Raw genomic sequence first — 14817 nt, 5'->3', positions numbered from 1 at the left:
TGCCTCAGCCCTGAGCGGCCACTCCTTCAAGAATTTCCATAAACTTTTTTGCGGCGTCGTCCCAATTGAATTTCCTGACCCACTCCAGTCCCCCCTTTTCCAAACGAGTGCGCGTCTCGTTATCACGGAGGATAGTAAGCAGCTTTTCCGCCAACTGATTTATATTCCCGAACTCATACAGGAAGCCGGTTTTATCATTCAGGACTGAATCCCGCAACCCCGGCGAATCGGCCGCAATCACCGCCGTGCCGCAGGCGTTGGCCTCGATATTGGTCAGACCCCAGCCCTCTTTGGATGACGGCAGAACCGCCACATGCGAGCGGCGCAGGTAATTCACTTTCTCCGCCTGGCTGACGAAGCCGGTGAAATCAATTTTATGCCGAACTTTGAGCCTGCCCGCCAGCGCCATAAGTTTTGGAACATAATCGCCCGCTCCGACTATTTTCAACTCGGTTTCGGGCAGATCGCGTAGAATCCGTTCAAACGCCAGAATGAGATGCTGAACCGACTTGTATTTCTTGATCCGCCCCAGATACAGGACGGTCGGCTTCTCGAATTTGCGAAGAGAAGCATCGAAATTGTAAACCGTATTGTCGATCCCGCAATGGACCACTGAGACATTGCCCGAAGGAATCCCGCGTTTGACAATATCATTCGCCGTTGATTCCGAGATTACATTGAATTTTCTTTTTCGATACACAGGCACCAGCGGTTTCTCAAATAAATATATATATAATCCCAGAAGGGCGTTGATTTCCCTGAATACTGTTGTCGAAAACAGATGCGGCACGACGACCAACGTCGGGATTTTTAAATAGAGCGGGGTATAAAACGGAATCTTGTTGATATCCTCGATCATTACATCGAAATGGTTTTCCCTGACCAGCTTACGCAGAGCCGGCGGTGCTATCCAGTTGAAATTGTATCGATTACCCCGTCTGATAATCCTGATCCCGTCGATTGTCTCCTCCGGCAGACAGGAATCATAACCGGAACAAAACAGGGTGACCTCATGTCCGTTCCTGACAATCCTTTTAAGAAGTTCCTCGAGATGCACTTCGGCGCCGCCGGCCATCGGGTTGGTGAGATCCTGCCAGTTCAGGGCAAGTATTTTCATTTACCGGATCCTTCAAGAATAGTGTCTTGTGAAATGTCAATTCCCTTGATTTGCTGCAGAAGCTGGACCGATTCCATATCATCGGGATGATCCTTGACCCACCCATTAACCACTTGGCGCAACCCCGCATACCGCCGGTTTTGATATAAGGTCCCGACCAGGCCGCGATAGCACTCGGTGTAACCGGGATAAAGCCGCAGGCATTGTCCCAAAACCTTAATGGCGTCATCGACCCGCCCTTCATATCTGGCGGCCATGCCCCAGTTAAAGTAAAGTTTCCATTTTTCCTCGACCGGTGCATTGTCGATAAAGGCCTGAAGGGTGTCAAGGTGACCCATCTGTCCGAGCGTCTGGGCGGCATAAGCATAAATATCATATGACCATGGCAAAATTTTCAAGCCCTTATGTACATATTCCAAAGCCCCTTCATAATTGTCCAGCCCTTTCATCGTATCAGCCATCAGCAGGAAACCCTGGGCATAATTATTCGTCAGCCTTCGGCTGGTTTCGTCCTTATAAACAGTCGGATCCGCAACGCCGCGATATTCGAATTCACCTTCATACAATTTTTTCGTCAAATCGATATCAACCTGGTCCTTCCCCTTATTCGGCGTCATACGATAAACCAAACCCTCGATTATTAAATTATCTTCGAGCGATTTGCCCCGGAAGCGCCGGCTCTCCGGCTGTGATGAAACCGTGAAAACTATCGGGTATTTCCATTTGTTCACGGTGATAATATGATCGGTCAACTGATCCTGAATGCGAAACACTGTCCCTTCCTCATCCTTGTAAGGGCGCAGTTGATCGATCTGGCTGTCCGTCCAGACGATGGGGACATTGAGTTTGTCGCGCAACTGCTTTATGTACCAGTCGGTGTTACCCAGTGATAAATTGATCACCTTGACATCTTTTCTGATGCCGTAAACTTCCTGAAGACACCAGACCGGGAAAGTATCATTATCGCCGCTGGTGATAAACAAGGCGTTTTCCGGACAGCTTTTCAGGAAATTGTCGGCATAATCGAAAGCCATGTAATTCCGTGACCGGTCATTGTAGAAATAATTCCCCGTCAGCGGCATGATCGGCAAAAAGACCAATAAAGAGGTAACGCCAAAGGCGGCATTTCGAACCGCAGTGCCATGACTTTTTACCGTGTCGCGGACAAGATCAATAAATGCCGCGATGCCTAGCCCGATAGCCAGGCCAAAAAATACAAAGGCCGGCGTGAAAAAATAGTCCCGGTCCCGGACTTCGAGATAATCCATTCCCGTAATCTGATTCAGGCGTGTCCCGTCGGCAAAGTTCATGTATAAGACAATTCCAACCGAACATACCAGTATCACCGTCAGCAGCGGCAGCCCTATCTCGGGTTTGCGGCGGATCGTCTCCCAGATACCAAACAACCCGAGCACCAGGATAATAAAGAAGCGCGCTCCGGCGAATCCATACTGATCCTTGAAAAAGCCCCAGAACCCCATATGCCGGTAATCGCCGAACTGATTTACCCATTCGGCCCTTCTTTCGAACATGCGCGAAGTCATTGTCTCGGTGCCGTACTGTTTTCGCTCAAGATACCCCACCAGGGCGGTAAAAGAACGTGACGGATTGTTTTCGTCGATAGCCGGATTATGTGCGGAACGAATCGGAATATATGAATGGACCGAATAGCCGATTACGGCTAGTAGAATTATGGCCAGCGCCGTCTTCCAGCTTTTGTCTTTGAATAATATCCCGAACAGCATTATGGCGGTTCCGCCCACGACGATGCCGGTCACAAGGTACCAGAATCCGAGAATTACCATCGAAATAGCGCCGAAGCCGATCAGGATCAGCCAGTTGATATGTTTCCATAGTACCAGCGCCACCAGCGCCAGGACTATCAATGTCAGTGCCATAAAAGCATAATAGCCGCTGAATAAATATCCGATGCCGATCAGAACCACCGGCGCCAGCGAATAAACCGCGGTTATCAGCCATACGCCTCCGGCGTCTTCACCGGCCACTGGCATATATAGCCTGAAAACCGAAAATAATCCCCACAAAACCAACGCGATAAATCCTATCCACCCGATCGGAATTGCCGCCAGCCCCGATATCGATTCGGCCAAACCGGATCCCGTTAAACTCGAGGAGACTGTATCGACCGCCAGAAAATAGACAGGATATATGGCAAACAGATACAAAATGATAGTAATCAATATTGGACGAACCAGCTTATTTAGCATGACCGAATGAAATACAAAGACCACGAAAATAATGAGTACCGGCAGATAGTACGGGATCTCCCCCGGCCTTGCCGACAGCATAAACATCAAAAATAGTTCCACAAAAAAGAACAGCGAAACAATCGCCCACTGCCTGGTGAGAACCTCTTTTTTCAGGATGAAATAGACGGCCAGTACCGGAACGATAACATAAAGCGTCAGATGTATGCCGACACCGAGCATCGCCATATAGGCCGCAAGAAGCATAAACTTTCCGCCGGGAGCGGTTTCGCGGTTTTCAAAATATTTCAAGACCAGCCAATAAATAATCATCATCACCATTATGGCTGCGGCATAAACCTCTGCCTCAACCGAGTTGCCCCAGTTAGTCATTGAAAACGCCATAAAAAGCGCCCCGGTAAAACCGCCGATATAAATGATGATTTTGTTGTAAATATCACTGCGCCGATCATACCAGAACCTGATTACCCGCACCGTTACCAGATAGCCGAACATGGCGCCAAAGGCCGAACTGATCACCGAGAACAAATTGACCCGGACCGAAATATCGGCGGCGATCGGAAAAAAAGCGAAAATGCGACCGAAGATTATGTAGAGCGGTGATCCCGGCGGATGCGGTATGCCCAGGATATAAGAGCAGGCGATAAATTCACCACAGTCCCAGAATGAGACGGTCGGCGCTTTGGTCAGGAAATAGACCACCAGGGCAATCAAGAAAACTAAGCCGGCAATAATTGCGTTTGCCCTGTCGAACGTAGAATTTACACTTTCGGCGGATATTTTGTTGTGCACCTCGTCCTCGATATCAATTTCCACCTAAGATATTATACAAAACAGACTTAGAATATAACCATTTTTTGCGATTTGTCCAGCCGGAAAATGTGATAAGCCAATATTTCATGGCATTAGAAAAAGCCCCGCCGATGCGGGGCTCTTTCCATTAAGTATCCCATCATTCCTGCTCGTGAAAAACCCGGTCCAGAATCCCATTGACAAACGAGGCCGATTCGAAAGTGCTGTATTTTTTGGCCAACTCGACCGCCTCATTAATGGCCACCTTCATCGGTATGTCCGGCAAATACATAATCTCGCAGATGGCCATGCGAAGAATATTCTTATCGACAATGGCAATTCGGCTGAGTTTCCAGTTTTGGGCCACCTCAACTATGCGCTTGTCAATGGTCTCGAGATTCTTTACCACTTCGTCGAACAAATGGCGGGTGAACGATAGTGTCTTTTCATCGAGATTTCCTTCTTCCAATACCGTCGCCTTAATTTCATCAACCGTCTGCGTCCCCTGCTCAAGAGCATACAGCGCTTTTAGTACATATTCGCGTCCGACTCGTCTGGAACTCATGATTTCTCGATTTCACGATACAGATTCACCATTTCAATCGCCGCCTGAGCAGCATCCCAGCCCTTGTTTCCGGCTTTGGTCCCCGCCCGCTCGATGGCCTGCTCCAGGGTATCGGCGGTGATAAGGCCATAGATAACCGGCATGCCGCTCTCCATGGCAGTCTTGGCGATACCTTTGGTAGCTTCACTGGCAATGAAATCAAAATGAGGCGTATCCCCTTTGATTACCGCGCCAAGACAAATGACCGCATCATATTTTTTGGATGAGGCCATTTTTGATGCGGCATAGGGAATTTCGAATGAACCAGGTACCCAGGCAACACCAATTTTTGTCTCATCGGCCCCATGTCTTTTCAGGCAATCCAGGGCGCCATCAAGAAGTTTGGCCGTCAACAGACTGTTGAACCGGCTCACGACTATTCCCACCTTCAGCCCTGCGGCGTTAAGGTTCCCGGCAATTTCTTTATAGTTCATATCAACTCCTAAATAATTGATAATATATGTCCAAGTTTATCACGCTTGGTTTCAAGATATTTCAAATTATGCTTGGTCGGCTCGAATTGAATCGGGACCCGGTCGGTTATCTTCAATCCGTATCCTTCCAGCCCGATTATCTTCTTGGGATTATTGGTCATCAGTCGAATCGAGCTCAGGCCCAGATCGACCAGAATTTGGGCACCGATGCCATAATCGCGCAGGTCCGCTTTGAAGCCGAGATCATTATTGGCCTCGACCGTATCGCGCCCTTCTTCCTGCAACTTATAAGCTTTGATCTTATTGGCCAACCCGATGCCGCGTCCTTCCTGGCGCATGTAAAGCAGCACGCCCTGCCCCTCCTTTTCAATCTGCATCATGGCATTGGCCAACTGGTCCCCACAGTCACAGCGCATGGAGCCGAAGACGTCACCGGTCAGGCACTGCGAATGCACCCGGACCAGGACATTTTCCTTTCCGCTGACATCACCCTTGACCAGGGCCAGGTGATGATGATCGTCGAATTGTGATTTATAGAGGTTTAACTTGAAATGCCCGTACTTGGTCGGGAAATCGACCTCCACAAGTCTTTGCACCAGCTTTTCGATATGCCGCCGGTATTCTATAAGGTCCTTGACGGTAATCAATTTCATATCGAATTCTTTGGCCATTTCCTGAAGCCGCGGCAGCCGCGCCATAGAACCGTCCTTATCCATAATCTCGCACAGGACGCCGATGGCCTTGAATCCGGCCATCCGCGCCAGATCGACAGCCGCTTCGGTGTGGCCGGCCCTGGACAGCACCCCGCCCATCCTCGCCTGGATCGGGAAAATATGTCCCGGGCGGCAGAGATCCTCGGGGATCGAATCATCCGAAGCCAGCACCTGAATTGTCCTGGCCCGATCGGCCGCCGAGATGCCGGTGCTGACACCATGAAGGGCATCGACCGAAACGGTGAATCTTGTCCCATGCAGTGCGGTGTTCGATTCCACCATCGGATGCAGTTTGAGTTTCTCGATCCGGTCTTCCTTCAGGGGAACACAAATCAGACCGCGGCCATGCGTCGCCATAAAATTGATTGTCTCCGGGGTGGCCGTTTCGGCCGCCATGATAAAGTCGCCTTCATTCTCACGGTCCTCGTCGTCAACGACAATGACCAGGCGTCCTTTTTTAATATCTTCTATTGCGTCCGGAATTTTGTCAAATGTACTCATTGTTTCTCCGTGACTAATTACCAACCACTCTCTATTAGTTTTTCAATGGTTAAATTACTTTTCTTGCCTTTATTCAAAAACCTGGCGATGTATTTGCCGAGGATATCGAATTCAAGATTTATTTCATCACCCGCCTTGAGCGAATTCACCGTTGTCTCGGTCCGGGAATAAGGAATCAGGTTAACCGTAAACGTGTCATCGCTTACTTTGTTCACCGTGAGACTTATCCCATTCAGGGCGACAGAACCCTTTTCAACTATGTAATCTTCGAATTCCCGCGGGAACCATACTGTCAATTCCAGGGAATCACCGATCTTTTTTTCGGCAGCGATTTTTCCTTTGCAATCGACATGTCCCGATACAAAATGTCCGCCCAGGCGGCCGGTCGGAAGCAGTGCCCGTTCCAGATTGACACCGGCGCCGGTTTTGTAATTATTGATAATGGTCAGGCGCGTCGATTCCTGCGAGGCTTCCACGGTAAAGGACCTGTTATCGAAGGCGGTTACAGTCAGGCAGCAACCATCCACTGCAATGGATTCGCCCGGACTCAGATTCTCGAACGTGCGGGCCGGCTTGACTGTCAGCAGGGTGTAATTGCCCCTGACGCTTATATTCCCGATAATGCCGATGGTCTCGATAATTCCCGTAAACATCACTTGCTCATTTTCTTTTTCGGATAACCAATTACAAGAATATCCGGGGTTAGATCAGTCCTCACGGACATATTATTATATCCAATGCCGTCGCCTATTTTCTTTATATTTAGATCGCCGACTGCCTCAATACCGCGGCCAATTATCTTCGGCGCCATAAATATATAATGCTTGTCCACCAGTCCAGCTTTGAGGAACGCCGTCGCAAGGGTGGCCCCGCCCTCAATGAGAATCGAAGTAATTCCAAACTGTCCCGCCTTTTCCAGAAAATCGGTTAGGGACAGCTTCCCGTCTTTCCCCCTGATCGACCAGACAATAAGATTTTTTGCTTTTATCCGATTGCCGTTCCGATCCGTCGTGGCCAATATGGTTTTGGCATCATTATTATTGCCGAATAATTTTAGTGATTTCGGCAATTTGGCCGAGTGCGTCAGGATGATTCGATAAGGGTTCTTCCCCTTGACCAAACGCACCGTCAGTTCCGGATTATCGATCCTGGCCGTTCCGCCGCCGACAGCAACCGCGTCGCACCAGGCGCGAAGCTGATGTCCCATCTTCCGCGCCTTTGTTCCGGTGATCCACTTCGAGTCGCCGCCCGAGGCCGTAATGCGGCCGTCAAGGGTCTGGGCCGTTTTTAGAATTACAAAGGGTATCCCGGTTTTGATATATTTCACGTAGACCTCATTAAGCAACTCGGCTTCGTGACGAAGAATTCCGGATGTTACCTTTATTCCGGCCTTTTTAAACCTGGCCGCCCCCTTGCCGCTCACCAGTGGATTAGGATCAAGCATGGAATAAAAAACTTCGCTGATACCGGAGCGAATGATTTCATCGGCGCATGGCTTGGTGCGGCCGTAATGACAGCATGGTTCAAGAGTGACATACAGGATACCGCCGCGGGCCTTGCTCCCGGCTTCGTTAAGGGCGTGAATTTCGGCGTGGGGGGTCCCGGCCTTCTTATGATAACCGCGTCCGACAATCCTGCCGTTCTTAACAATCACCGCCCCAACCATCGGGTTTGGTGAAGTTTTTCCGCCCCCCTGTCGCGCCAGTTCCAGGGCCAGGGCCATAAATCGTTCGGCATATTTGTCGGCCATAAAAAAACCCCAATTATCATCGGGGCATTAGCTTACAGGCCGGATAGAATACACCTATCCTTACTCTTCTCCCATCCGGACTGTACCGTCGGCACCGGAGTTTCACCGATTCAACCGCGTTATGCGGCTCGCGGGCTTTACCGCCGGTCGAGGAATTTCGCCTCGCCCCGAAGAATTTCTACCAATATAAATATCTCTCCGCCAAAATCAAGGACTATTTTAAATGATTGTCAAAATGAGACTTATCAGGGGCTTAAAAAAAAGCAGAGCCATCATAGATGGCTCTTATAGATGCTTAGTTGAGCTGGCGCAGGTATTTCCAGAATCGACTTACTTTGCTTCTCCCTTCAGGAGGGTCGCGATTTGATCGGCCGATTCCTCAATCGTCGCGAAAACTTTATCCGATCCGCTGTTCATCGCTCCTTCGTGTATTCTCAGAAGATCCAGCGAGCCGCGCAATCGTGTCAACGGTGATTTTATTTCATCCAGAATATGCCGCTCGTCCTGCTCTCCGGGGCCTTCCACGGGGGTCTTGCCTGCGCGGGTCAAAAGACGGCTGATTCGATACAGCTTTATAAACGATGCCACCCGAGCCGCAATTTGCCGGGCAAACATAATCACTGTCGAATCATATGAAAACCGGTTCCAGTTGCGCATCTCACCCAAAGTAATCAGTCCCTGGGTTATCCCGTTTACCGTGATCGGTACAATCAACGCGGAATTGGCACCCGTAAACACAAGGTTCCGGGATTCATTCTCATCGAATGATGTTTCCGGATCCGTCTGGTTGATCAACAGAAGCCGCCCTTCGCGCACCACCAGATGATGCCATGGTGTCATCTCGCGCGAAAGATTGACCGTATTCGAATTGATCGCATCGAATGGGCGGATCAGCTTGAGAGCTTTTGTGTGCAGCCGGGCCCGGTCGGGGTCGATCATCGAAATCCGAACCAAGGTCGTGCGGATATTATCCATCAGCAGGTCCGCGGCGGCGGTCAAAACTGAATTTATATCGGAGCTGTTTTCGATTATGGTATCGAAAGCGGAAAGGGCGCCAAGATAACGATCCCTTTCGAATATGGAAGTTCTCAATACGGCCGACTCGACCGCGGGAGCCATGGCCGCAGCCATCATTTCTGTCCGAAGCAAAGCGCGACGAGTAAAATGCCCCGGCCTGGAGTGACCAAGAGTCAGACAGCCGATGACCCTTCCGTAATTGATTATCGGTACCACCATCACGCTGGCCTGCCCGCAACTCAAAAGGAGTGAATCCAGCCCCGTATTACCGGACCGGGTTACATCGCGAACCAGCATGCTCTGCCGGGAGTTGATTACGGTCGCAATTTGCGTCCCCTCGATCGGAAGCCGCACTCCATCCTCGAGCAGGATACGACGATTTATCCCGGAAGTGTACCGTCGCATGTTATGCCGGGATTTATCCAGAACCGCCAGGGAAAAATACTCCGCACCAACGGCATGCCTATAGAGCGAGGATAAATCATGCAGACTGCCTTTGATATCGATCCGTCTGGCAATCAATCGTTTGACCTGAGACAGGTAGAGCCAGTTGTTTTCATAAAATGATTGTTTCAGCGAAAGATACTCACGGTTCAGCCGTTCGGAAAACGACCGTCCGATTCTGTCCAGCGCCAGGATATCATCAGATTCCGGCTTGAAATTCTTTTCGCCGCGGAAGAATATAGTCGCCCGCATTTTGTTATTTATCTGCAATGGAAAACAATAATCCGCCTTCAGAATTTTTGCCGCCCGGTTAAGAATATCACAGTCGTTGTCACTGCCCGACTGATAAAACCGGCGACCGAAAACGGCAAATTCGGTATTGTGAGTGTAGCGGCAGGCGAAGTAATCGGTATCGCTTCGTTTCATGAAGACCGCCGAGCCGACAAATCCGAATTTATCGCAAATCTGCGCCGGAACCGTTTCGAATAATCGTGATATTTTGTCGGCGCTTTTAATTTCCCACTCAATTTTCTGAACTGAGGAATTTCTCAGTATCTCTGCCTCAAGCTCCCCTGTCCGGCGTTTCTTTATCGGCAGCCAGATCGACACGCCGGCCAGCATCAGGGTCATTCCGGCCACAATGCCGATCACCTCGATCAAATCCTGGCATACCGGCTCGGATAAGAACGGAATCCCGACAAAAACCTGCTGATGACTTAACAGCCGCATGACAGAGACTAAAAACAGGACGATTATACCGGAAGCGGCGTAACGGTAGCTTTCCTTGTTCTCTACAAAGGCCCGGTCCTTGATTCGCATCAGAAGAATCGTAAGGGTTACAAAAATAAAGGCGAAGAAAAAATCAAGTATGAATTGGGACATCGCTAATCCTCTATTGTTTAGCGGTTTATCATCACTTGTGCTGCCATATATATTTTCGGCATTTGCCGCGGTTTAATTAGCCCGGCTATGTATTGTAAAACAATGAAAAATTCCCATAATTATGGCTTTCCCCCCATATAAATCGCATAAGCTGATGTATTTTAGATTTTATAAAAGCGCCGCACTTCATTGTAAGGCATCACCTTACGACATGGATATCAACGTTGGCATCGGGCTTGCGACATCCCAATCTCAAAATGACTAACAATGCCCTTGCTTGAGGTGGAGGTTTTATGAGGAAATATATATTTTCCATCGCTGTGGGATTAATTATCTCAACTATTGTCTTATGGGTGGGTTGCTCAAATTCCGATACCGCATTCTCCCCGACTACTGAAACCGACCCCGAAATTTCGACATACTTCCCGCTGACCGCAGGTACCAGTAAGCAGTTTGTCGAGGTCAACAAGTCGGTCAATGACACCAGCTACCACTGGTTCACCATCAGCGATCCGGTCATAATCGGCGGCCGCCAGGTTTTCCGGTGGATCGATGATATCGTCGAGCGTCCGACATTCGTTGATACCGGCTTTCTTTTTTATGACAATGAGGCCATCTACTATTTTGAAAGCCCCTATGAAACGCCTGAAAAATTACTGACTTCACCCTTTGAAGTAGGCAGTGTCTGGCTGAGATATGATGCTTCGGCGGTGCAGCTTGATTACGACAATCTTATCGATATTTTTTCCGACTATACTTATGATAAAAATAATGATGACGGCGTTCAGGGAGGCATTTTCGATGGCGGCGATCACTATTCCAATGACGGGGCCAAAGCCGGCAAATGCTTCCCCACATTAGGCGCCAATTATTTCAAAATTACTGCCATTGAAGATATTTCTCTCGACAACGGTAATAATTTCGAAGATTGCCTCAGGATTGAAAACAATCTTGGCGGCTCCATCAATTATTACTGGTATTCGCCCGGCGTCGGTTTGGTCAAATATGCGATCGGCGCCGATTCCGAAAACTATCCGGAGGGCGAAATTGTGGGTCAAATTGTCCTAAGCAAGTCCAACAGATAGTCTTTCCATAGGACCCAAAAAAGCCGGGCGCGCGATCACGTCCGGCTTTCTATTTTGCGGAAATCTATTGGCTTTAATCGGCCGCCCCCGTCAGCCTGTTACTTTCTGATAATTCTTGAAATGTACTTTGGCTACTTTTTCAAGAATTTCCCTCCCCTGCCGTTTTACGATTTCAATCCCGGCCTGATCGACAATGCTGCCGGCCCCTTTGGGCAATGTCATCTGGTAAGCGTCGGAGAGCTTTTTCATGAACCTGATAAACCCTGCCCGGGCCAGGATTGAGGCCGCCGCTACCTGGGGAATTGCCTCCGCCCGGACCTGCTGAACCAGCTTTATATCTTTCCCCTTTTTCATCAGGGCCTGCTCGATAAAGTCGGTTTTGCCGAACTTGTCCGAAATGGCCAGGTCGATCACATGCTCCTCGGCCAGATTCTCGATTACGCGGCTATGCCCCCAGGCCAGAAGCTTGTTCAGGTTCCGAATCCGGGCATAAAGCTGATTATACTTTTCCGGCCCGATGATAACCAGGGAACTGGTGAAGGTGTCTTCTATCCACCGGCTCAATTCAAGAATTTTGTTGTCCGAGATTTTTTTGGAATCGCGCACCCCTTTTTTTACCATGACCTCAGCCTCTTGGCCGTCGGCCAGAACGCCCGCGATGACAAGCGGGCCGAAAAAATCACCCTTACCGGACTCGTCAATCCCGAGAATTTTATGGTGAGCTTCGATATTAATTGGCCCGCTCGATATATTCGCCGGTTCGGGTATCAATTTTGACCTTGTCCCCTTGCTTGACAAAGAGCGGAACCTTGACTGAATACCCGGTCTCGACTGTCGCAGGTTTCATAACATTCGAGACAGTATCGCCCTTGACAGCCGGTTCGGTTTGAGTGACCGTCAATATCACCGAAGCCGGCAGATCGACTGAAATCGGTTTGCCCTCAAAAAACAACAGGCTGTATTCCGCATTTTCCATCAAATACCAGTGAGAATCACCGAGATTCTCTTCGTCGACTTGAATCTGGTCATAAGTAGTGGAATCCATGAAAATATATTCATTGTCCTGAGAGTACAGATACTGCATGTTCCTGTGTTCGAGATCGGGCTGGTCGAATGATTCGGTAGTCAGAAATGACTTTTCTATGACCCCTCCCGTAAGCAGATGTTTCATCTTGGCCTTCACATGCGGTCGGCCCCGTCCCATCTTGGCATGCAAGAAGTCAACCACATTGTAAGGGTTGCCTTCATACATTACTTTCGTCCCTTTTCTAAGTTCGCCGGCGGAAATCATTATACCTCCATTAATTTTCAGGCCGGAATATAGAGAATCCTTGGAAAAAGGCAATATTTTTATGAATTAATTAATGATTTGGCCGGTGCGGCTTTTTCTGCCGTTTTAACCCGCTGCGGCAGTCGAATATGAAAAACGGTTCCATGACCCGGTATGGATTCGAAGGTTAATTTACCTTCATGAAGGTTTATAATCTTTCTGGCCAATGGCAGCCCCAGACCTGACCCGGACGGCGATCCTGAGAAAAACGGGGTAAATATCTTTTCATGGTATTCTTCCGGTATCCCGCAGCCGTCATCGGCCACCCTGATTTCAAGGTAGTCTCCGTCAATACCGGCGGATATGATGACAGTCCCATTTTTGTCTTTCACAGCCTGGCAGGCATTATCGACAATATTGCCGACAGCCTGCTTCAAAAGTAAAGCGTCGCCCAGGGCCTCCTCGCTTATTTCGGAGGCCTGCTCAATCCTGATATTTACTTCCGGGTGCTTTTCGCAGACAGACGAGACGGTATTTTCCAGCAATTTGGCTAATTCGAAACGTTCGGGGCTAATTACCAGCGGACGGGCAAAATCCAGAAACCGGGCCACCAGCAGTTCGGCTTCCAGCGATTCTCCGAGCAAATGGCTGATATATCGTTTTACCTCGGGATTATTGCTATTCTTCTTATCAACCAGCCGCGCAAAGCCGACAATGGCGGCTATCGAATTACGAAGCTGATGCGCCAACCCTCCCGACATCTCACCGAGGGTAGCCATCCGGCTCTTCAGGTCGAGTTCTTCACGCATGCTGATAAACTCGGTCTGATCATTCAGGATTATCCATGTGCCGATTGTTCTTCCCTGACTGTCTTCAAGTAATGATACCGATATGCTCAAAACAGTCTCTTTATTGTCTGAGTTGGATATGGCAATTTGCCTGTTGGATACAGTCTCGCCGTTCTCGAAAAAGCGGTCTATCTCTTTCAGGAGTTCGGGGAATCCGGCTAAAAGAATGTGATAGTCTGCTTTGTCGATGGAACCGGAATCAATTTGAAAAACCTCAACCGCTGTGCGATTGATTGTCGAAATTCTCCGTTCGTTATCAAGCGTAATAACCCCGGTATTTATCGATTTCAGGACATAATTATTATAAACTTCCAGATCATCGGCCCGTCGCGTAATCATCTCATTGAGTCGCGTCAACTCCTTCTCATTCTGCTTTAGCTCGGATATAATCTCGTCATAGGAATGAATCAGGCGCGAAACATCATCTCCCCCGCTTTCATCAAGTCGTCCCGAATCAACCGCTTTTTCTTTGAGGCTCTTGAACGGCATGATCACATAGCGGGCGAACTTAAGCGTGGCATAAATGATGATTACGATACCGAGAATGCCGACATAGAGAAGGATCCGGCCGGCCCTTTCCAGCGAGCTGAGCAGCGCGCTTGACTTGACCGCGACAACCACCTGCCCTCGATTCTCGGATCTGGCCGGAAATAGGACCAAATTGTTGGGATTACCGCTTTTATGAAAGTAAACCGGCTGATTGATCAACAGGGGTAAAAGTTCCTCGGCCGTCAAGCCGCTGTCGATAGCCATCAAGAGACTGTCCAGCCTTAGATGATCCTCGGGATTTTTTATCAATTCCGGATCGACATCCAGAACAGCCAGGCGGCTGAGTGCGTAATCCAACTGTATTTCATTAAAAGCACGAGTCTGTTCGGCGTCGCGACCCTCCCGTTGGATGAGATTGGCTGCCTTGACGCCCGCCTCATAAAGCTCATCTTTGGTCTGTAATTCGAGCGACTGCTTAACCCGATAGAGGGTGTAATGCGAGGCAAAATTAAGCGTCAGCAGGACCAGCACGATCAAGGTCAGTCCCAGACGTATTTCAAGCTGAAAATCTATATGTTTATTAACCATGTTTATTGATTTTATCGACAATAATCAAATTTGATTGACCGGCGCCACCGAGAAA

12 protein-coding genes and 1 riboswitch are annotated in these 14817 nt (G+C 49.1%); of the genes, 1 reads left to right on the top strand and 11 read right to left on the bottom strand.

Annotation, left to right across the window (positions count from 1 at the left end; translation table 11 throughout):
- Window positions 1-4 precede the first annotated feature (4 nt).
- The 8 genes from CVT49_11335 to CVT49_11300 form a co-directional block, all read right to left on the bottom strand.
- Window positions 5-1117: a hypothetical protein gene (locus CVT49_11335; protein PKK82896.1), complete on the bottom strand. Its 1113-nt coding sequence runs from the start codon at window positions 1115-1117 to the stop codon at window positions 5-7.
- Entirely contained in the window at window positions 1114-4161 is a 3048-nt protein-coding gene (locus CVT49_11330; GenBank protein ID PKK82895.1) for a hypothetical protein, read from the bottom strand. The genes CVT49_11335 and CVT49_11330 overlap by 4 nt, the downstream gene beginning before the upstream one ends.
- A 136-nt stretch (window positions 4162-4297) precedes the next feature.
- On the bottom strand, window positions 4298-4702 hold the full coding sequence (gene nusB, locus CVT49_11325) for a transcription antitermination factor NusB (GenBank protein PKK82894.1): 405 nt from the start codon (window positions 4700-4702) through the stop codon (window positions 4298-4300).
- Complete coding sequence (locus CVT49_11320; protein PKK82893.1) at window positions 4699-5175, bottom strand: 6,7-dimethyl-8-ribityllumazine synthase; 477 nt, start codon at window positions 5173-5175, stop codon at window positions 4699-4701. Before CVT49_11320 ends, nusB begins: the two co-directional genes overlap by 4 nt.
- Window positions 5176-5183: 8 nt before the next feature.
- Window positions 5184-6389 (bottom strand): bifunctional 3,4-dihydroxy-2-butanone-4-phosphate synthase/GTP cyclohydrolase II, encoded by a 1206-nt coding sequence (locus tag CVT49_11315; protein ID PKK82892.1) that lies wholly within the window; start codon window positions 6387-6389, stop codon window positions 5184-5186.
- A 17-nt stretch (window positions 6390-6406) separates the two neighbouring features.
- Window positions 6407-7042, bottom strand: coding sequence for a riboflavin synthase (locus CVT49_11310; protein PKK82891.1), 636 nt, complete (start codon window positions 7040-7042; stop codon window positions 6407-6409).
- Window positions 7042-8139 carry a riboflavin biosynthesis protein RibD gene (gene ribD, locus CVT49_11305; protein PKK82890.1) on the bottom strand — a complete coding sequence of 366 codons (1098 nt, stop codon included), beginning with the start codon at window positions 8137-8139 and terminating at the stop codon, window positions 7042-7044. Before ribD ends, CVT49_11310 begins: the two co-directional genes overlap by 1 nt.
- Window positions 8140-8198: 59 nt before the next feature.
- A riboswitch (FMN riboswitch) is annotated at window positions 8199-8318 on the bottom strand.
- Window positions 8319-8469: 151 nt separating this feature from the next.
- Window positions 8470-10482, bottom strand: coding sequence for a hypothetical protein (locus CVT49_11300; GenBank protein PKK82889.1), 2013 nt, complete (start codon window positions 10480-10482; stop codon window positions 8470-8472).
- Between the two features lie 293 nt (window positions 10483-10775).
- On the opposite strand from CVT49_11300, the gene CVT49_11295 reads away from it, so the two are divergent.
- The gene (locus CVT49_11295) at window positions 10776-11567 is read left to right on the top strand and encodes a hypothetical protein (protein PKK82888.1); all 792 of its coding nucleotides are present in this window, start codon (window positions 10776-10778) and stop codon (window positions 11565-11567) included.
- A gap of 90 nt (window positions 11568-11657) precedes the next feature.
- Here CVT49_11295 and rnhC read toward each other — a convergent pair whose 3' ends face one another.
- The 3 genes from rnhC to CVT49_11280 are packed head-to-tail and all read right to left on the bottom strand — an operon-like array spanning window position 11658 to window position 14783.
- A complete protein-coding gene (rnhC, locus tag CVT49_11290; GenBank protein PKK82917.1) occupies window positions 11658-12302 on the bottom strand; it encodes a ribonuclease HIII in 645 nt (214 codons plus the stop codon).
- Complete coding sequence (gene efp / locus CVT49_11285; protein PKK82887.1) at window positions 12298-12858, bottom strand: elongation factor P; 561 nt, start codon at window positions 12856-12858, stop codon at window positions 12298-12300. The genes rnhC and efp overlap by 5 nt, the downstream gene beginning before the upstream one ends.
- 59 nt (window positions 12859-12917) lie before the next feature.
- Complete coding sequence (locus tag CVT49_11280; protein PKK82886.1) at window positions 12918-14783, bottom strand: hypothetical protein; 1866 nt, start codon at window positions 14781-14783, stop codon at window positions 12918-12920.
- Between the last annotated feature and the right edge of the window lie 34 nt (window positions 14784-14817).

This window comes from candidate division Zixibacteria bacterium HGW-Zixibacteria-1, from assembly GCA_002838945.1.
Classification (GTDB): domain Bacteria; phylum Zixibacteria; class MSB-5A5; order GN15; family PGXB01; genus PGXB01.
The sequence above is the reverse complement of the archived record's forward strand: the minus strand, read 5'-3'. Positions and strand labels throughout refer to the sequence as shown.